Source organism: Rhodoferax sp. SPJ21 (assembly GCF_058216335.1).
This window is the reverse complement of the sequence record NZ_JBYZMO010000005.1, coordinates 177,898-196,154: the sequence shown is the minus strand read 5'-3', so window position 1 is coordinate 196,154 and position 18,257 is coordinate 177,898. Positions and strand designations below refer to the sequence as shown.

Here is an 18,257-nt window from a genome sequence, read left to right as displayed (position 1 = left end):
GCCAAAAGCCGCGCACACATTCCAGCCAAGCCTGAAAGAAATTCACATGCGCAATAGCTACCGACTCTTTACCGCTCTCGCATCTGCCGTCTTCAGTGCTGGCGTGCTGGCCCAGGCCGCTCTGCCCCTGGTGGATGGCGAGGTCCGCAAGGTGGACTTGTCCGCCCAGAAGATCACGCTGAAACATGGCGAAATCAAAAACCTCGACATGCCGGCCATGAGCATGGTGTTCAAGGTGAAAGCCCCGGCCTTGCTGGACAAGGTGAAGGCCGGCGACCGCGTGCAATTCACCGCCGAGGACGTGAACGGCGCGCTAACGGTGGTGACGCTGGAGCGTATCGCTCCCTAGTCAAAGGTCTTACCAAGTCCCTTTGGGCTGCTTTGCCCGCACGGCGGCCGAGATGGCGGTCACCGCGTCTGGCCGGACGCCCAGCTGGGCGAAATCGATGGCGCTGAGCTTTTGCTGGTTTTTCAGCGACGGGTCAGCGCCTTCGTCCAGCAGCAGGCGCACGGCGTCAATGCTGCCGTAGCGCGCCGCCATCATCAGCGGCGTGGTGCCATTTGGCGACGCGGCGTCGATATAGGCGTCGTTGTCCAGCAGCAGGCGCATCACGGCCACCTGCCCGCGCGTGGCGGCGTAGTGCAGCGGCGCCCAGCCGACCTTGTTGACGTCGGCACCCTTGTCGATCAGCTTCTTGCACAGATCCAGTTCGCCGGCCAGCGCGGCCATCATCAGCGCGCTCTCGTCCTTGCGGTTGCGGGTTTCGGCTGCGATCTGGGGCCAGTCCAGCAAGGCGTCAGCCGCCTTGTAGGACTCGTTCTTGATGGCCAGGAACAGGCCGGACAGGCCTTGCTCGTTGCTGGTGTTGCCATCGAATCCGCGCTGCAGCAGGGCCCGCACGTCGCTGGCACTGTCGCGTTTGATGGCGGTGAAAAAGTCCTCAAAAGAGCCCGCATGCGCAACACTAAAGCTTATTAAAACAAGTAGATAAGCCAGTTTCTTAAAGTACTGCATCATGCCAAAACTCCGCTGAACAGCCGGTCAAAATTGGCGCTGGTGGCATGCGCCACTTCTTCCACCGGGATGTTTTTGATCTGCGCGATCTGCTGCGCCACATAGGGCACGTACGAAGGATTGTTGGTTTTGCCACGGAAGGGCACGGGCGCCAGATACGGGCTGTCGGTCTCGATCAGGATGCGGTCCATGGGCACCAGGGCCGCCACATCGCGTATGTCCTGCGCCGTCTTGAACGTCAAGATGCCCGAGAAGGAAATGTAAAAGCCCAGGTCCAGCGCAGCGCGCGCCACCATATCGGTCTCGGTGAAGCAGTGGAACACACCGCCTGCCGCACCGGCCGAGCCGTCTTCGCCCTCTTCCCGCAGGATGGCCAGGGTGTCGTCCGAGGCGCTGCGGGTGTGGATCACCAGCGGCTTGGCGGTCTGGCGTGCGGCGCGAATGTGGGTGCGGAAGCGCTCGCGCTGCCATTCCATATCGGCCACGGTGCGCTCGCCCAGGCGGTAATAGTCCAGCCCGGTTTCGCCTATGGCCACTACGCGCGGCAGGGCGGCGCGCTGCAACAGATCGTCCAGCGTGGGCTCCTGCACGTCTTCGTTGTCGGGGTGCACGCCCACCGTGGACCAGAAGTTGTCGTAGCCGGTGGCCAGGGCATGCACGTCGGCAAACTCTTCCAGCGTGGTGCAGATGCACAGGGCGCGGTCTACACGCGCGGCGACCATGGCGGTACGGATGGCGGGGAGCTGCGCGACCAGGTCGGGCATGCTGAGGTGGCAATGGGAATCGGTGAACATGGCGGTCGCCCAGCGGGCGAAAAATAGGAAATCGTAAGGCCTAAAACCAGCTTTGAGCCAGAACGCAGCCCTTCCAGGAACACCGCAGAACTGGCTTAGCCAGGCTGCAGGTGTTGCCCCCTGCTTGTCGCATCGGTTTTTCAAACCGATGCGAGGGGGGTGGGCGAAAGATGCGCAGCACTGCAGCCTGGGGATGCGCAACTAGATGGTCTGCGTAGCCCGGTCCGAGGCCAGGTGGGCGCCCAGGATCTCTTCGATCTTGAGCTTGAGCAAGCGGGCTTTTTCGTCCTTGGGGAACTGGATGCCCACGCCCTGGGTGCGGTTGCCGGCGGCGCGCGGTGGCGTGACCCAGGCCACGCGCCCGGCAATGGGGTGGCGCTGCGGGTCATCGGGCAGGGACAACAGCACGTACACATCGTCGCCCAGCTGGTATTCCCGCGTGGTCGGCACAAACAGTCCGCCCTGGGTAAACATCGGAATGTAGGCGGCATACAGCGCACCCTTTTCCTTGATGGCAAGCTGGATGACGCTGGGACGGGGCGAGGCGTTGTTACTGCTCATTGGCAAGCACCATGGATAGCGTTAAAGACGCGAGTTTAGGACGTTTTGGGCTCGGCCCACCAAAGACTCCAGCAGCAGCCCTGCGTTGAACGGGTGCTCCACCGTACGTGCAGTGGCGTTCAGGTCTTTGGCCCACTGGGTCAGTAGTTTGCCGGACGGTGCCGACGGCAGATCCTTGGCGGCAAAAAAGCGCGGCGCAGCGCCCACGCGCACCAGCAGCAGGTCGTGGCAAAGCTTTTGCAACGCGTCCACCACCTGGGCCGGGGCCCAGTCGGCAAACGTGGTCAATATGCCCTGGGCCACGGCGCGTGGCAACGCAGACCAGCTCTGTGCCGTGCGGCCGGCCTGGGCCCACTGCAGCGCATCTTCGGGGCGGCCACCGGCGGCAGCCAGTAGCACCGGTGCATCGGCGGCAGGTACGCCCTGGGCCTGCAGCCAGGTGGTGGATTCGGCCGTGTCGGGCCAGACCATGTTGTGGCCCATGCAGCGGCTGCGGATGGTGGGCAGTAGCTGGTGGGCGGCGCCCGTGGCCAGCACAAACTTCACGTCACCCGGTGGTTCTTCCAGGGTTTTCAGCAGCGCATTGGCCGTGATGTGGTTCATGCGCTCGGCCGGATACACCAGCACCGCCTTGCCTCGGCCACGCGCACTGGTGCGCTGCGAGAACTCCACCGCATCGCGCATGGCATCGACGCGGATTTCCTTGCTGGGTTTACGCGACTTGTTGTCGATCTCCGACTGGGCTTTTTCGCTCAGCGGCCAGCCCAGCTCCAGCATCATGGCTTCGGGCATTAGCAGGCACAGGTCGGCATGGCCATGTACGTCGATGGCGTGGCAGCTGGCGCACTGGCCGCAGGCGCCGTGTTCGCCGGGCGCATCGCACAGCCAGGCACGCACCAGCTCCAGCGCCAGCCGGTATTGGCCCAGGCCGGACGGTCCCTGCAGCAGCCAGGCGTGGCCGCGCTGGGCCAGCAGGGTACTGCGCTGCCGCGCCACCCACGGGGGCACCAGGGCTTCGCTCATACGCGGGCCTCCAGGTAACCGCGCTGCACCAGCACCGCGTGCACTTGTTGCCAGACGGCCTCGCGCGGCTGCGCAGCATCGATGCGCGCAAAGCGGGCTGGCGAGCCTTCAGCGCGGCGTGCGTAGCCGTCTGACACGCGGCGGAAGAATTCGGTGGGCAGGGATTCAAATCGGTCGGGCATCCGGGCGCCGGCCAGCCGTTCGGCGGCGATTTCAGGCGCCAGCTCGAACCACAGGGTCAGATCAGGATTGCGGATGAAATCTGCCTCTGGCGCAGATACTGTCTGCACAAAGCGCTCTAATTGTGATAGCACGTCGAGCCGGAAGCCGCGCCCGCCGCCCTGGTAGGCAAAGGTGGCATCGGTAAAGCGGTCGCAGACCAGCACGTCACCACGCGCCAGCGCCGGCTCTATCACCTGCTGCAGGTGGTCGCGGCGGGCGGCGAAGACCAGCAGGGCTTCGGTCAGCGGGTCCATGCTGTCGTTCAAGACCATGGCGCGCAGCTTTTCGGCCAGCGGCGTGCCGCCGGGCTCGCGCGTCAGCGTGACCGCCCTGCCCTGCGCCCGGAACGCCGCGGCCAGGGCCTCGATATGGCTGGATTTGCCCGCACCGTCTATGCCTTCGATGCTGATAAAAAGGCCGTGCTGGGTCATTTCATTCGGATGTATTTGCTCACCGCGCGATTGTGCTCTTCCAGCGTGGCGCTGAACTGGCTGCTGCCGTCGCCACGCGCCACAAAGTACAGCGCCGCCGTGGGGGCCGGCTGCACCGCCGCCAGCAGGGCTTGCTTGCCCGGCATGGCGATGGGCGTGGGCGGCAGGCCTGCGCGCAGATAGGTGTTGTAGGGGCCGTCGGTTTGCAGGTCGCGTTTGCGCAGATTGCCGTCAAAGTTCGCGCCCAGGCCGTAGATGACGGTGGGGTCGGTCTGCAGCGGCATGCCTATGCGCAGCCGGTTGTTGAACACGCCGGACACCATGGGGCGGTCGCCCGGCTGGCCGGTTTCTTTCTCGACGATGCTGGCCAGGATCAGGGCCTCGTCCGGCGTACGCGCCTGGGTGGACGCTTTACGCTGGGCCCAGGCGGCCTCCAGCTTTTTGTCCATGGCGTGCAGCGCCCGTTTCAGCACGGCCAGGTCGCTGCTGCCCTTGGAATAGGTATAGGTGTCGGGGAAGAAACGGCCCTCGGGCGCCACGCCGGGGCGGCCCAGGGCTGTCATCACGGAGTCGTCGCTCAGCACGGCGCTATCGGGCTTGAGCTGGTCGGCCCGTGACAGTGCTGTGCGCACCTGCCGGAAGTTCCATCCCTCTACCAGGGTGACGGCGCGCATGGCTTCGTCGCCGCGTACCAGTTTGGACAGCAGCTCCAGGGGCGTGGTGCCGCTGGTGATTTCATAGCTGCCGGCCTTGATCTGGCGGGCCTGGCCCGAGGCGCGGAACCAGGTGAACAGCAGCACGGCCGGGGTTTGCACGCCCGCATCCACCGCCGCCTGGGCCACGCCACGCGGGCTGGTGCCGGGCTCGATGGACAGATCCAGCGTAGCGCTAGTCAGGGACAAGGGCTGGTGCAACCACCATGCGGCCACTGCCGCGCATACGCCCACGACCAGCAACAAACTCAAAAACAGGCGACGCACAGTAGACCTTTGTGAAACCGGACAAATAGCCATTGATGATAATTCAGCCCATGACCACCTTACCTATCGGAATTGCACCCTTGTCCCACCTGGGCGTGATACGCGCCGAAGGCGCTGACGCCGCCAAGTTTCTGCACGGCCAGCTGACCCAGGACTTTGCCCTGCTGGGCCAGGACCAGGCCCGCCTGGCTGCGTTCTGCAACGCCAAGGGCCGCATGCAGGCCAGCTTTATCGGCTTCAAAAGCAGCCCGACCGAGATCCTGCTGCTATGCCACCGTGACCTGCTGGCCCCCACGCTGAAGCGCCTGAGCATGTTTGTGATGCGCGCCAAAGCCAAGCTGACCGACGCCACGGCCGACTTCGCGCTGTACGGCCTGGTAGGCGACGGCATTGCTACCGCCCAGCCCGCCTGGACCCTGGCCAGCGCTGGCGACGCCACCACCATCGCCCTGTACCCGGCCGATGGCCAGGCTCGCGCGCTGTGGATTGCGCCCGCCCAAACCCCGCCGCCCGCCGGCCCTGCGCTCAGCCCAGAGCTGTGGCTGTGGAGCGAGGTGCGCAGTGGCGTGGCCACCGTGTCACAGCCGATTTTTGAAGCCCTGGTGCCCCAGATGCTGAACTATGAGTCGGTCGGCGGGGTGAACTTCAAAAAAGGTTGCTACCCCGGCCAGGAAGTTGTGGCACGCAGCCAGTTCCGTGGCACGCTGAAGCGCCGTGCGGCCATAGGCCATGCCGACCTGGCCATGCTGCCGGGGCAGGAAATCTTCCATTCCAGCGATGCCGAGCAGCCTTGCGGCGTGGTGGTGCAAGCGGCTGCAGCGCCGGAGGGTGGTTGGGATGCCATCGTGTCCCTGCAACTGGCCGCCATGCAGGACGGCAGCTTGCATGTGGGCGCAGCGGATGGCGCCGCACTGAGCCTGCTGCCCCTGCCCTACGAGCTACTCGCCGACATCTAAAGCAAACGCTGCGCGCAAGGCCCTGGCCGCATCGGCATGGGCCTGGCGCGCCTCAGGGATGGCGCGGCCCATTTTGATGAATTCGTGGGTCACGCCACGGTAGATTTCCAAATCCACCGGCGTGCCGGCCAGGCGCAGTTTGTCGGCGTACTGCAGGCCTTCGTCTACCAGCGGGTCGCATTCGGCCAGGCCGAACCAGGCTGGGGCCACGCCCTCTACGTCCTGTGCCTGCAGCGGCGCAAAGCGCCAGTCCTCCCGGTCCACCGGGCTGCGCAGGTACTGGCCGAAAAAGAAATCAATGTGTTCACGCTCCAGCACCAGACCGCTGGCAAAGCGGGTGTGCGATGCGGTATCGCCATGCGAGGTCGTGCCCGGGTAGAACAGCATTTGCAGCGCCAGCGGCAGGCCCGCGTCGCGCGCCTGGATGGCGGCCACGGCAGCCAGCGTGCCGCCGGCGCTGTCCCCGGCCACGGCCACCTTGCCGGGCTGCAGACCCAGGCGGTGGGATTCGGCGGCCAGCCAGGCCAGCGCGTCCCAGGTGTCGTGCACGGCGGTGGGAAAACGGTGCTCCGGCGCCAGCCGGTAGTCCAGCGAGACCACGGCGCAGCCGCTCAAGCGGCTGAGTTCGCGACACAGTATGTCGTGCGTGGCCACACTGCCCACGGTAAAGCCGCCGCCGTGCAGGTACAGCAGCACTGGCAGCGGCTCGAAAGACGGCGCTACCAGCCTGGCCTGCAGCGCATGGCCATCGCGCGCCGGAATCTGCAAGTCTTGCACTCGGGCCAGGGCGGGCGAAGGGATCTCCAGCACGCCCGCCCCCTGGGCATAGGCGGCACGCGCCTGCTCCGGAGTCAGGCTGTGTAGTGCTGGGCGCCGGGCACGGGCCATGCGGCTCAACACGGAACGCATCTGCGCAGTCAGGTGGGAATCAGAAGGCATGTAGTTAAAACCGGCTCTGACGCAGGTAAATCCTGCGCAAGTAGCTATCAAATAAATAGCAAATAGAACTAGAGACGCGGCAGGAACGGTGCGCTCTGGTCGTGCCAGTCCAGCGGGTCTTGCTGCAGCACGATGTCGATGTCCAGCCCCAGGGGCACGCCGACTTCTCCGGGAAAGCTGACGGCCAGCGCGTTGTCGTCCAGCGCGCCCTCTTTGGCGCGTACCCGCCAGGCGGCCAGGTGCAGCACGCCCGCCAGGGGTTCGTAGCTTTCGTTGTCGAACGGTGCGATCTGGTACTGCAGCGCGTCCACCAGGCGCTCAGGCAGCTGCCATTGGCGCGCCAGGCCGGCGGATACATCGGCATAGCTATAGCCCAGGCGCTTGTGTTCCAGCCGGGCACGGCGCAGGTCGAATGGCGGCTGGGTCTGGTTCAGCGCCTCCATCTCCTCGGGCATGGCGATGTGCATTGCCAATTCGCCCACCGCATGTACCAGCCCAACCGCATAGGCGGTGCAGGGGTTGTTGCGTATGGTGCCGGCCAATGCGCGGGACAGCTTGGCCACGTCCACACTGAAATGCCAGAACTGCGGCAGCGACAAACTGGCCAGCGTCTGCGGGCCCAGGCTGTGCGTGGCAGTTTGCGCCAGGCCGCGTAATTGCTCGGTGCCCAGGATGGCCAACGCCTCGGGGATGCTGTAGACATGGCCAGCCATGGGCGTGCCAGCTGCATTGGCCAGCGCCAGCAGGCGCACGGTCAGCACCGGGTCTGCGCCGACCAGTTGGCCCAGCACCCGCAGGTTGGGGTCCGGATGGGCCAGCTCGTTCAGAAACATGGCCACCACCTTGGGCGCATAGGGCAAGGCCAGCTCAGAGGCCAGCAGCGCTTTCAACTCCATGGTTGTGTCTCCATTTGTATACATGGTACGGCAAACCGCCTGCTGTGCGCTATGGTCGCGCGGGGTTTACCGAGTCGATCAGCGCTTGGGCTGCAGCTTGGCAAAGGCCGACGCCATGGCGGACTGGGGCGCCGGGCCGTTGTCGCGGCGCGGCTGCTGCTGGCCACGGCTGGCGCCTTCGAAGCGGTTGTCGCGAGGGCCATCCCGGCGGGCCGGTGCTTCGCCCAGCTTCATGCTCAGGGCGATGCGCTTGCGGGCCACATCGACCTCGACCACGCGCACCTTGACGATGTCGCCGGTCTTGACGACCTCGCGTGCGTCGGTGGTGAACTTGTGGCTGAGCTGGCTGACGTGGACCAGGCCGTCCTGGTGCACGCCCAGGTCCACAAAGGCGCCAAAGGCCGCCACGTTGCTGACCGTGCCCTCCAGCACCATGCCTTCGACCAGGTCCTTGATGTCTTCCACGCCGTCGTTGAAGCGGGCCACCTTGAAGTCCGGGCGCGGGTCGCGGCCGGGTTTTTCCAATTCGCCCAGGATGTCCTTGACGGTGATGACGCCGAATTTCTCGTTGGCAAACAGCTCGGGCCGCAGGGTCTTCAGCATCTCGGCGCGGCCCATCAGCTCGCTGACCGGCTTCTTGGTCACTTCAATGATTTGCTCGACAAGCGGGTAGGTCTCGGGGTGCACGCCGGTCATGTCCAGCGGGTTGTCGCCACCGCGAATGCGCAAAAAGCCGGCGCTTTGCTCGAAGGTCTTGGCGCCCAGGCCGCTCACGTCCATCAGCTGCTTGCGGTTTTTGAAAGCGCCGTTGGCTTCGCGCCAGCGCACCACGGCCTTGGCCACATTGGCGGACAGGCCGGAGACGCGGCTCAGCAGCGGCACGCTGGCGGTGTTCAGGTCCACACCCACCGAGTTCACGCAGTCTTCCACCACGGCTTCCAGGCTGCGCGCCAGGTCGTTCTGGCTCACGTCATGCTGGTACTGGCCTACGCCGATGGATTTGGGGTCTATCTTCACCAGCTCGGCCAGCGGGTCTTGCAAGCGGCGCGCAATGCTGGCGGCGCCGCGCAGGCTTACGTCTACATCGGGCATTTCTTGAGAAGCGAATTCGCTGGCCGAATAGACCGACGCGCCGGCTTCGCTGACCACCACTTTCTGCACCTCCACCGGCGGCAGACCAGCTTGCTCGCTCATTTTGGCCAGCAGCTTGATCAGGTCGGCGGCCAGTTTGTCGGTCTCGCGGCTGGCCGTGCCGTTGCCGATGGCGATCAGGTTCACGCCGTGTTTGGCGCACAGCTTGCCCAGGGTGTGCAGCGAGCCTTCCCAGTCCTTGCGCGGCTCGTGCGGGAACACAGTGGCGGTTTCCACCAGCTTGCCCGTCGTATCCACCACGGCGACCTTCACGCCGGTGCGGATGCCCGGGTCCAGCCCCAGCACCACGCGCGGGCCGGCCGGTGCGGCCAACAGCAGGTCGCGCAGGTTGTCGGCGAACACCTTGATGGCCACTTTCTCGGCGTCTTCGCGCAGCTTGGCGAACAGATCGCGCTCGGTGGACAGGCTGAGCTTGACGCGCCAGGTCCAGGCCACGCATTTGCGGATCAGATCATCGGACGGGCGGGCCTGGTGGCTCCAGCCCAGGTGGATGGCAATGCGGCCTTCGGCCAGGGACGGCTTGCCCGGTTCCGGCTCGACCGGCAGCACCAATTTCGCGTCCAGATATTCCAGCCCACGGCCACGGAACACGGCCAGTGCGCGGTGCGAGGGTACGCGGCCAATCGGCTCGTCGTAGTCAAAGTAGTCGCGGAACTTGGCGATGTCGGGGTTGTTTTCGTCCTTGCCTGCGGCCAGCTTGCTGCGCAGCAGGCCTTCATTCCACAGCCAGCTGCGCAGGTTCTGGATCAGCGCAGCGTCTTCGGCCCAGCGCTCGCTGAGGATGTCGCGCACGCCGTCCAGCACGGCTTGCACGGTAGTGAAGTCGTCACCGTTTTCACCCTTTTCAGCTTTGACGAAGGCCTGGGCTTCATCGGCCGGCACCAGCGTGGGATTGGCAAACAGCTTGTCGGCCAGCGGCTCGATGCCGTTTTCACGGGCGATCTGGCCCTTGGTGCGGCGCTTGGTCTTGAAGGGCAGGTACAGGTCTTCCAGCTCTTGCTTGGTGGCGGCGGAAAAGATCGCTACGCGCAGCGCGTCGGTCATCTTGCCCTGCTCTTCGATGCTGGAAACGATAGCCTCGCGCCGGTCTTCGAGCTCGCGCAGGTAGCCGAGGCGGGTTTCGAGCTCGCGCAGCTGGATGTCGTCCAGCCCGCCGGTCACTTCCTTGCGGTAGCGCGCGATGAACGGTACGGTGGCACCGCCGTCCAGCAGCTCTACAGCGGAGCGGATTTGTTCTTCTCGGACTTGGATCTCGGTGGCCAGCTGGCGGATGATTTTCTGCATGGGCGGGAACTAATAAGGCAAGGGGCGTGAGTTTGCCACAGCCGCCCTGCCCTATATTTTGTATATAAAAAGTAGCTCTGCCGCAGATAGAACCTGCACAAGCAGCTATTTATTCAATAGCAAACTGCGTACCTTATGTTGCAAAGCCGTGGGCTCTGCAGGGCCTGCTCCGCCCAGCTCCTGCCGCGCCAGGCTGCGGCTGCTGGCGTCCTGCAGATCAATCTGCTGCACCACCTGGCCCTGCTCGAAGACAAAGGCCACATCGGCCAGGGCCAGCACGTCTTCTACGTCGTGGGTAATCATCAGCGCCGGTATGCCCCATTGGCGGCGCACCTGGGCCAGCTCTTCGCGCAGGCTGTGGCGCAGACTGGGGTGCAAGGCGGCAAAGGGTTCGTCCAGCAGCAGCACCTGCGGCTGGCAGGCCAGGGCGCGGGCCAGCGCCACACGTTGCTGCTGCCCGCCAGACAGGGTGATGGGCCGGCTGTCTGCCAGGGCGGCCAGGCCGAAGCTGTCCATCAAGGCCTGCACATGGGTCTGCTCAATCGGCAAAAGGCGCTTTTTGCGCCAGGACTTCAGGCCGAAGGCAATGTTCTCATGCACCGACAGATGTGGGAACAGCGCGTAGTTTTGCGGCAGATAGCCCACGCGGCGCTGGGGCGGTGGGATGTACACGCCCTGCCCTGCGTCAAACAAGCTGCGGCCGTCCAGTCGGATATGGCCCCGTTGGGGCTTGAGCAGGCCGGCAATGGCCTGCAGGGTCAGGGACTTGCCCGCGCCCGAGGGACCATACAGAGCTGCAAACGGCGCGTCTGTCGAAAAGCGCACGGCCAGGTCAAAGCGCCGGCGGCGGTCGGCGACCGTGAGCTGGATGTCTATGTCGATCAAGGTTTAGCGAAGCCGTATTTAGCGAGAACTTGCTGCGCCGCATCGGTGAACAGGAAGGCGATGAAGTTCTTGGCCAAGGCCTTTTGCTTGCTGTCGGCAACGATGGCTAAGGGGTATGACACGGGACTGTGGCCGGTGGTGGTCAGCACGATCTTCACCTTGTCGCCCAGCAGCGTGGCATCGGTGCGGTAGACGAAGCCGGCCTCGGCCTCGCCACGGCTCACATAGTCCAGCACCTGGCGCACGTTGTCGGCCTGCACGAACTTGGGCTCCAGGGCGGTCCACAGGTGGGCGCTGTCCAGCACCTGCTTGGTGTAACGGCCGGCGGGTACGGTGGCGACCTTGCCGATGGCGATCTTGCGTACGCTGGCGCCGGCCAGGTCTTGCAGGCTTTTCAGGCCCAGACCATCTTTGCCGGGCTCGATCAGCACCAGGCTGTTGCTGACGAAGTCCTTGCGGGTGTCGGTGTCGATCAGTTTTTGGGCTGCGCCCCGGTCCATGGTGTCCTGGTCGGCGCTGACGAACACGTCCACCGGCGCACCCTGGTTGATCTGCTGCAGCAGCACGCCAGAGGCCGCAAAGTTGAAGCGCACGGTGGCGCCAGGCTGGATGGCCTCGAACTTGGGACCGAGTTCCTTGAACGCATCGGTCAGGCTGGCGGCGGTGGAGACTGTGATCTGCTGGGCACCCACGGCAAACGGCAAGAGCAACAGCAGGCTGAAAAGACGCATCATGGGTTTCCTTAACGTGACAGTTAGCGTAGAGAAAAAAATCGGTTCGACAGCACCAGCACCGCAATCGACAGCACCGAGGTCACCAGCACCAGCAGCAGCGCCCTGTCGTCCTGCCCGGCCTGTACCGCGTCGTAGATGGCCATGGACAGGGTTTGCGTCTGCTGCGGGATCGATCCAGCCACCATCAGCGAGGCGCCGAACTCGCCCATGGCCCGCGCAAACGCCAGCAGCGTGCCGGCCAGGATGCCCGGCCAGGCCAGCGGCAGCGTGACGCGCATGAAAACCGAGAAAGCCGATTGGCGCAGCGTGCTGGCAGCCGCTTCCAGCGAGCGGTCCACGCCCGCAAACGCTGCAGTGGCCGACTTGAGCACCAGCGGTAAAGCGACGACGCTGGACGCCACCACCGCGCCATGCCAGCTGAAAATAATCGTGTAATCCAAGTGCGCCCGCAGCCAGCTGCCCAGCGGACTGCGCCGCCCGGCGGCCACCAGAATTGCGTAGCCGATCACGGTGGGCGGCAGCACCAGCGGCAGCATGCAAAAGGCCTCCAGCACGGTGCTGCCGGGGAACTGCTTGCGGGCGAATACCCAGCCCAGCGCGACGCCCAGCAGCGTTGCCAGCAAGGTCGCCACCGCCGCCACTTTCAGCGACAAGACGAGGGGGAACCAGTCCATGGAGGCGAGGAGCGCGGGCATGGCAGGCATTGTATCCAGCCGTATATAGCGAGAAAGAAATGTTCAGGGCGCCAGCAGCGCCTGCAGCGCGGCGATGTCGGCAGCGGCTGCCGTGCGGGCGGCCTGCTCCACTGCGCGGTAGTGCTGCACCAACTGTTCACCCAGGGGCGACAGCGCGGTGCCCCCGCCCTGCGCGCCGCCAGCCGCAGTGGTCACGGCGGGCGACACCAGGGCGCGGTTCATCTCGTCCACCAGCACCCAGGCGCGCCGGTAAGACATGCCTAGCTGCCGGGCGGCCGCGGAGATGGAACCGGTTGCGGCAATGGCTTCGAGCAGATCGACCTTGCCCGGCCCGATGGCAATGCTGGCATCGCGGTAAATACGCAGGCGGAACTGGACGGTGGATTGCATGGTGGCCCTATTCTTTCTGGGGCACATCTTCGTCTGCCAGCAGGCCCAGGTGCACATGCCGCATGTCTTCGATGAAGGCCCGGGCTATGTCGTCCAGGTAGGCGCGCTTTTTCGCAGCCATGTGGAAGGTGACGTTGTAGTGCAGCTCTTTGGGGTTCAGTGCCAGCAGCAGGCCGGCCTGCACATAAGGAGCCGCAAAATGCTCGGGCAGATAGCCCAGGTGGCGGCCCGACAGTACCAGTACGGCCACAGCTTCCATATTGTCGGCCACGGCGGTGACACGCCGGCTCGGGGCCGACAGGCGGGCTTCGGGCAGCGGGTAGCTGCGCCAGGCCCAGTCGGCATCGACCAGGTCCTCCAGAGCCACCTGGCCCGCGCGGGCGGCCAGCGGGTGAGAGGGACTGCAGTAGGCAATCTGGCGCTCGACGAACAAGGGGGTGTAGTCCAGAGTGGGCACGCGGTGCCAAAAGTAGCCCACCGCCACCTGGATCTGCCCGCCCAGCAGCAGCACCTCCAGCTCGCTAGGGCCGCGCACCAGCAGCGAAAAGCGTACAGCCTCGTCGCGCTGGCGAAAACGCGCAATCGCCTGGCCGATGCGCACGTTTTGGTTCATGGGCGCATGGCCGATCAGGCCGACGGTCAGTGCGCCGACCAGTTGGCGGTCCATGTTGCGGGCCTCGGCGCTGAAATCGTTTAGCGAATACACCAGGCGCTGGGCCAACTGCACGAAGCGCTCGCCCTTGGTGGTCAGCCGGAAGCCGCCGCGCCCGCGCTCACACAGGGTGAAGCCTAGGCGCGTCTCCAGCGTGGCCAGTTGGCTGCTGAGGGTGGACTGACCCACATTCAGGCTGGCCTGTGCTGCCGACAGGCCGCCTGCCTCCACGATGGCCAAAAAGACGCGGATCAACCGCAGGTCCATGTCGGAAACGGTGGTCAGCATAGGATGTGGCGCTTAAAAAATTAGAAGGATAGGTACACGCGGTCCCTGCACTCACAGGGTTCCCACTATTTTTACATCGATGCGGATCGATGTTTACATACGCAGGCTGACATGGACCCGAAGCGGCATCCATTCCTATCATTCCCACGGCATTCAATGCGCTTATTTCGACACCCGCATAACACCAAGGAACACCGCAACATGGCAGCACATCCCTCCGGCACCGCGCCCAAACCTCCCGGCCCCGCGAGCGGCATCGAGACCCGCTCCATCGACTATGTGCCTGAGAACGAGCGCCACGGCAAGGTCAGCCACCAGGGGCCGTTCTGGTTCCTGGGTAACTTCCAGTTCTTCACCATCGCAATCGGCTTCATCGGCCCGGGCATGGGCTTGTCGCTGGGCTACACCGCGCTGGCAGGAGCTATCGGCATTTTGTTCGGTACGCTGTTCATGGCCTTCCACGCCTCTCAGGGGGCCGAATTGGGTCTGCCACAAATGGTCCAGTCGCGGGCGCAGTTTGGCTACCGCGGGGTGGTGCTGGTGCTGATCGGCACGCTGTTCACATTTGTTGGCTTCAATGTAGTGGACACGGTGCTCGTTGCCGGTGGGCTGCACGGGATTTTTGGCTGGGGCGAGACCCAGGTGGCGATGGTGATCACCGTGGTCGGCACACTGCTGGCCATCTACGGCCACGACTGGCTGCACCGCATCTTCCAGTGGTGCTTTGTCATCAGCCTGCCGCTGTATGTAGTGCTGACGCTGGCCATCCTGCTGGGCCATGCGGGCGGCACGGCTCCGGCTGTCAGCGGCTTTACCTGGGTGGCATTTGTGGCCCAGATTGCGGCCAGCGCCAGCTACAACATTACCTACGCACCCTATGTGTCGGACTACTCGCGCTATCTGCCGCGCAACACCAGGCCGTCGGCCATCATTGCCTCGGTGTTTCTGGGCGCGTCCACGTCTGCCATCTGGCTGATTGCGCTAGGTGCCTGGCTGGCAACCCATCTGGGCGCAGCCGACGGCCTGGTGGCCCTGCATGCCTCGGGCAATGCGGTGTTCCCCGGCTTTGGCACGGCCATCGCGCTGGCTTCGGTGGCGGCGATGGTGGCCACCATGGGGCTGAACGCCTACAGCGGCATGCTGACCGTGGTGACGGCCATCGATTCATTACGCAAGGTCACGCCCAGCAAAGGCCTGCGGGTGCTGACGATTCTGGCGCTGGCGCTGGTGTGGCTGGTGATCTCGCTGTCGATCAGCGGCGACGCGATCGGCATCCTGTTTGCCGTGCTGACGGTAATGCTCTACCTGTTGGTGCCCTGGACGGCCATCAACCTGGTGGACTACTTCTTTGTGCGCCGGGGCCGCTACGCCATCAGCCACTTGTTTAAACCCGAGGGCATCTACGGCCTGTGGGGTGCACGGGGTATTGCGGCCTACCTGCTTGGCTTTGTGGCCACCGTGCCCTTCTTCGTGCTGCCCGGCATCTACACCGGACCGGCGGCTGAAGCGTTAGGCGGCGTGGACCTGGGTTGGTTGGTCGGCCTGGTGTTGTCAGGCCTGGTGTATTACGGCCTGAGCCGCTCGCTCGACCTGGCCGCCGAGGCCGTGGTGGTGGCGCAAAGCGAGCGTGAGCTGAAGACCCAGCACTTTGCCCCCACCCGCACAGAAGAGCAGGCCGTTGCGGTGGGCAACCCAGTCGGATATCGCGCGTGAGCAACATGGCAACAACCCCTTCGCACGCCGATGGCGTACTGCAAGCTGCCCGAACGTTGGTAGATGCATTTTCTCGCCACGATACGCAGGCTTACTTTGCGGCCTTTGCACCTGAGGCCAGCTTTATCTTCCATACCTACGCCACGGTGCTGCCCACGCGGGCGGCCTACCAGGCGCTGTGGGCCGAATGGGAGCGCGCCATCGGCTTTCGGGTGCTGTCGTGCCGCTCGCAAGATGCCACGGTGCAGATGCTGGGTGAGGTGGGCGTGTTCTGCCACCAGGTACACACCGTGGTGGGCACGCACGATGGAGAAATAGCCCTGGACGAGCGCGAAACCATCGTCTTCCAGCGCTATGCCGACGGCCAGTGGCTGGCGGTGCACGAGCACCTGTCGCCCATGCCGGTGGCCGCCGAGGTGACAGTATGAGCGCGCAGACAGCTGTGACGGGCGTGCTGATTGACAACCAATGGCACACCGGCGAGGCCGAGCTGTTCGGCATATCCAACCCGGTCACTGGCGCACCCATCGCCCAGGTGGCCTGCGCCAGCACTGCCCAGGTGGATGCCGCCGTGCGCGCCGCCCAGCGGGCCTTGCCGGCCTGGCGCAGCACCGCACCCGCCGAGCGCGGTGCCCTGCTGCGCCGCATGGCCGAGCAGGTGGAGGCCCAGCGCCCGCGCCTGGAAGCCTTGCAGCAGTTGAACAGCGGCAAACCCGCCTTTGAAGCCGGGCTGGACGTGTCGGACGTGGTGGCTACTTTGGCCTATTACGCCGACCTGTGTAGCACCGGTACCGGCTTACTGCCCCAGGCCGTGGCCTTGCCGGACGGTGCTTTCCAGGCCACGCTGGAGCGGGTGCCGGTTGGAGTGGTGGGCCTGATCGTGCCCTGGAACTTCCCCATGGTCACCACCGCCTGGAAGCTGGCCCCGGCGCTGGCGGCGGGCTGCACCGTGGTGCTGAAGCCGTCCGAGCTCACGCCCCTGGCCGAGATCGCTCTGCTGGAGATCTTCGCAAGCGCCGGGCTGCCACCGGGCGTGGTCAACCTGGTCTATGGCGCTGGGGCTGTGGGCCAGGCGCTGGTACAGCACCCGGCCATTGCCAAGGTGTCTTTCACCGGCAGCAACTCCACCGGCCAGCGCATCTTGCAGTCTTGCGGGCCGCGCATGCAGCGCGTCAGCCTGGAGCTGGGCGGCAAATCTTCGTTGCTGGTGTTAGACGATGCCGACCTGGACCAGGCGGTGGACCTGGCCGTGGGCGGGGCCTTCTTCAACGCCGGGCAGATGTGCTCGGCGACTTCGCGCATCAGCGTAGCGCGGCCGCTGTACGCCGACTTTGTGGAGCGCTTTGTGGCCGCCGCCCAAGCGCTGCGCCACGGCGACCCGCAGAATGCCGACACCACGCTGGGGCCCATCATCAGCCGCAAACAGCAGCAGGCCGTGCTGCTGCGCATACAGACCGGCGTAGCCGACGGTGCCCGGCTGCTCACCGGCGGCAGCGCCCTGCCCGGCCTGGGCGGCTTCGCCATCGCGCCCACGGTGTTCAGCCACGCCGAGCACAGTCGGGCCCTGTGGCAAGAAGAAGTCTTCGGTCCGGTGGCCTGCGTGCGCGCTATCGACAGCGATGCCCAAGCCGTGGCGGTGGCCAACGACAGCGACTACGGCCTAGTGGCCACCATCGTCGCGGGCGACGTGGCGCGCGCACGCCAGGTGGCTGCCGGGCTCGAGGTGGGCACGGTGTGGATCAATACGCCACAGCTGATCTTCCCGCAAACCAGCTGGGGTGGCTTCAAGCACAGCGGCCTGGGCCGGGAACTGGGGCCCTGGGGTTTGCAGGCTTTTCAGGAGCTGCGCCACACCGTGGCACCCAGCTAGTTCATAGAGGTTTGGCGAACAGGCCGATGGTCAGGCACACGCCGATACAGACGATGGCGATGCGCAGGTAGCGCTCGTTCACCCGGTGTAGCGCCCAGGAGCCGACAAGGCCGCCAACGATGGCTCCTGCGCCCAGCACCAGCGCGGGCTGCCATTGCACCTGCGGCGAGGTGATGAACAAGGCCACGGCAGAGGCGTTCATCACCCCGGCCAGCGCATTCTTGGTGGCGCCGGCATTGCGGGTGGGCAAGCCGGCCATGGTCAGTGCCGCCATCATCAGAAACCCAATGCCACCGCCGAAATAGCCGCCGTAGATGGCGATAAAAAATTGCGCCAACGCCGCGCCCGCAGGGCCAATGTGTACCGAAGCCTCACCCGGCTTGCGAAAGAAGCTGCCCCAGGCAAACACCGTGGTGGCAAACAGTACCAGCCAGGGCACCAGGCGGGTAAAGATGTCCGACGGGGTGTGTAACAACAACAGGCCGCCCAGCGCCCCGCCCAACACGCTTACCAGCAGCAATGCCCAGAACGGCAATGTCCCCGCGCCCGTGACCAGCTTGCGGCCCGCAAAGCCGGACGTCACCTGTCCCGGAAACAGCGCCACCGTGGAAGTGATATTGGCCGCCAGAGGCGACATGCCCGACAAGATCAGCGCGGGCAAGGTCACAAAAGAGCCGCCACCGGCCAGCGAATTTTGCAAACCGGCCCACAGCCCGGCCACCAGAATCAATACAAGCACACAGGCCCCTCAAATTTCATATATAAAAATAGCTTCTG

20 protein-coding genes are annotated in these 18,257 nt (G+C 65.0%); 5 read left to right on the top strand and 15 right to left on the bottom strand.

The features are described 5' to 3' along the window. Positions 1-46: 46 nt before the first annotated feature. A complete protein-coding gene (locus tag AC4BBN_RS21925; RefSeq protein ID WP_490594153.1) occupies positions 47-349 on the top strand; it encodes a copper-binding protein in 303 nt (100 codons plus the stop codon). A 9-nt stretch (positions 350-358) separates the two neighbouring features. Here AC4BBN_RS21925 and AC4BBN_RS21920 read toward each other — a convergent pair whose 3' ends face one another. The 6 genes from AC4BBN_RS21920 to mltG all read right to left on the bottom strand — a co-directional run bounded on the left by AC4BBN_RS21920 (position 359) and on the right by mltG (position 5,026). After that, positions 359-1,018 carry an ankyrin repeat domain-containing protein gene (locus tag AC4BBN_RS21920; protein ID WP_490594152.1) on the bottom strand — a complete coding sequence of 220 codons (660 nt, stop codon included), beginning with the start codon at positions 1,016-1,018 and terminating at the stop codon, positions 359-361. Continuing rightward, positions 1,015-1,809 carry a TatD family hydrolase gene (locus AC4BBN_RS21915; protein ID WP_490594151.1) on the bottom strand — a complete coding sequence of 265 codons (795 nt, stop codon included), beginning with the start codon at positions 1,807-1,809 and terminating at the stop codon, positions 1,015-1,017. The genes AC4BBN_RS21920 and AC4BBN_RS21915 overlap by 4 nt, the downstream gene beginning before the upstream one ends. Before the next feature lie 201 nt (positions 1,810-2,010). Continuing rightward, the gene (locus AC4BBN_RS21910; RefSeq protein ID WP_490594150.1) at positions 2,011-2,370 is read right to left on the bottom strand and encodes a PilZ domain-containing protein; all 360 of its coding nucleotides are present in this window, start codon (positions 2,368-2,370) and stop codon (positions 2,011-2,013) included. 21 nt (positions 2,371-2,391) lie between these two features. Beyond that, positions 2,392-3,393 (bottom strand): DNA polymerase III delta subunit-related protein, encoded by a 1,002-nt coding sequence (locus AC4BBN_RS21905; protein ID WP_490594149.1) that lies wholly within the window; start codon positions 3,391-3,393, stop codon positions 2,392-2,394. Next, on the bottom strand, positions 3,390-4,046 hold the full coding sequence (gene tmk, locus AC4BBN_RS21900; RefSeq protein WP_490594148.1) for a dTMP kinase: 657 nt from the start codon (positions 4,044-4,046) through the stop codon (positions 3,390-3,392). Before tmk ends, AC4BBN_RS21905 begins: the two co-directional genes overlap by 4 nt. Continuing rightward, a complete protein-coding gene (gene mltG / locus AC4BBN_RS21895) occupies positions 4,043-5,026 on the bottom strand; it encodes an endolytic transglycosylase MltG (protein ID WP_490594147.1) in 984 nt (327 codons plus the stop codon). Before mltG ends, tmk begins: the two co-directional genes overlap by 4 nt. A gap of 50 nt (positions 5,027-5,076) precedes the next feature. Here mltG and ygfZ point away from each other — a divergent pair, with 50 nt between their 5' ends. Further along, positions 5,077-5,982 (top strand): CAF17-like 4Fe-4S cluster assembly/insertion protein YgfZ, encoded by a 906-nt coding sequence (gene ygfZ, locus AC4BBN_RS21890; RefSeq protein ID WP_490594146.1) that lies wholly within the window; start codon positions 5,077-5,079, stop codon positions 5,980-5,982. Here ygfZ and AC4BBN_RS21885 read toward each other — a convergent pair. The 8 genes from AC4BBN_RS21885 to AC4BBN_RS21850 form a co-directional block, all read right to left on the bottom strand. Further along, positions 5,965-6,921: an alpha/beta hydrolase gene (locus tag AC4BBN_RS21885; protein ID WP_490594145.1), complete on the bottom strand. Its 957-nt coding sequence runs from the start codon at positions 6,919-6,921 to the stop codon at positions 5,965-5,967. The genes ygfZ and AC4BBN_RS21885 overlap by 18 nt on opposite strands. Positions 6,922-6,989: 68 nt before the next feature. Then, positions 6,990-7,817 (bottom strand): HDOD domain-containing protein, encoded by an 828-nt coding sequence (locus AC4BBN_RS21880; RefSeq protein ID WP_490594144.1) that lies wholly within the window; start codon positions 7,815-7,817, stop codon positions 6,990-6,992. A 78-nt stretch (positions 7,818-7,895) separates the two neighbouring features. Further along, a complete protein-coding gene (locus AC4BBN_RS21875; RefSeq protein WP_490594143.1) occupies positions 7,896-10,253 on the bottom strand; it encodes a Tex family protein in 2,358 nt (785 codons plus the stop codon). A 105-nt stretch (positions 10,254-10,358) separates the two neighbouring features. Continuing rightward, on the bottom strand, positions 10,359-11,138 hold the full coding sequence (locus AC4BBN_RS21870; protein WP_490594142.1) for an ABC transporter ATP-binding protein: 780 nt from the start codon (positions 11,136-11,138) through the stop codon (positions 10,359-10,361). Next, on the bottom strand, positions 11,135-11,869 hold the full coding sequence (gene modA, locus AC4BBN_RS21865; RefSeq protein ID WP_490594177.1) for a molybdate ABC transporter substrate-binding protein: 735 nt from the start codon (positions 11,867-11,869) through the stop codon (positions 11,135-11,137). The genes AC4BBN_RS21870 and modA overlap by 4 nt, the downstream gene beginning before the upstream one ends. 23 nt (positions 11,870-11,892) lie before the next feature. Further along, positions 11,893-12,567, bottom strand: a complete 675-nt coding sequence (gene modB, locus AC4BBN_RS21860; RefSeq protein ID WP_490594141.1) for a molybdate ABC transporter permease subunit — start codon at positions 12,565-12,567, stop codon at positions 11,893-11,895. 42 nt (positions 12,568-12,609) lie between these two features. Further along, positions 12,610-12,957: a winged helix-turn-helix domain-containing protein gene (locus AC4BBN_RS21855; protein WP_490594140.1), complete on the bottom strand. Its 348-nt coding sequence runs from the start codon at positions 12,955-12,957 to the stop codon at positions 12,610-12,612. Between the two features lie 7 nt (positions 12,958-12,964). Continuing rightward, positions 12,965-13,897, bottom strand: coding sequence for a LysR family transcriptional regulator (locus tag AC4BBN_RS21850; RefSeq protein WP_490594139.1), 933 nt, complete (start codon positions 13,895-13,897; stop codon positions 12,965-12,967). A 201-nt stretch (positions 13,898-14,098) separates the two neighbouring features. On the opposite strand from AC4BBN_RS21850, the gene AC4BBN_RS21845 reads away from it, so the two are divergent. From AC4BBN_RS21845 to AC4BBN_RS21835, 3 genes are read left to right on the top strand one after another with little or no spacing between them, the layout of a single operon-like run. After that, complete coding sequence (locus tag AC4BBN_RS21845; protein WP_490594138.1) at positions 14,099-15,610, top strand: purine-cytosine permease family protein; 1,512 nt, start codon at positions 14,099-14,101, stop codon at positions 15,608-15,610. 5 nt (positions 15,611-15,615) lie between these two features. Continuing rightward, complete coding sequence (locus AC4BBN_RS21840) at positions 15,616-16,038, top strand: YybH family protein (protein ID WP_490594137.1); 423 nt, start codon at positions 15,616-15,618, stop codon at positions 16,036-16,038. Further along, complete coding sequence (locus AC4BBN_RS21835; protein WP_490594136.1) at positions 16,035-17,480, top strand: aldehyde dehydrogenase family protein; 1,446 nt, start codon at positions 16,035-16,037, stop codon at positions 17,478-17,480. The genes AC4BBN_RS21840 and AC4BBN_RS21835 overlap by 4 nt, the downstream gene beginning before the upstream one ends. A 1-nt stretch (position 17,481) precedes the next feature. Here AC4BBN_RS21835 and AC4BBN_RS21830 read toward each other — a convergent pair whose 3' ends face one another. Next, on the bottom strand, positions 17,482-18,219 hold the full coding sequence (locus AC4BBN_RS21830) for a sulfite exporter TauE/SafE family protein (protein WP_490594135.1): 738 nt from the start codon (positions 18,217-18,219) through the stop codon (positions 17,482-17,484). Between the last annotated feature and the right edge of the window lie 38 nt (positions 18,220-18,257).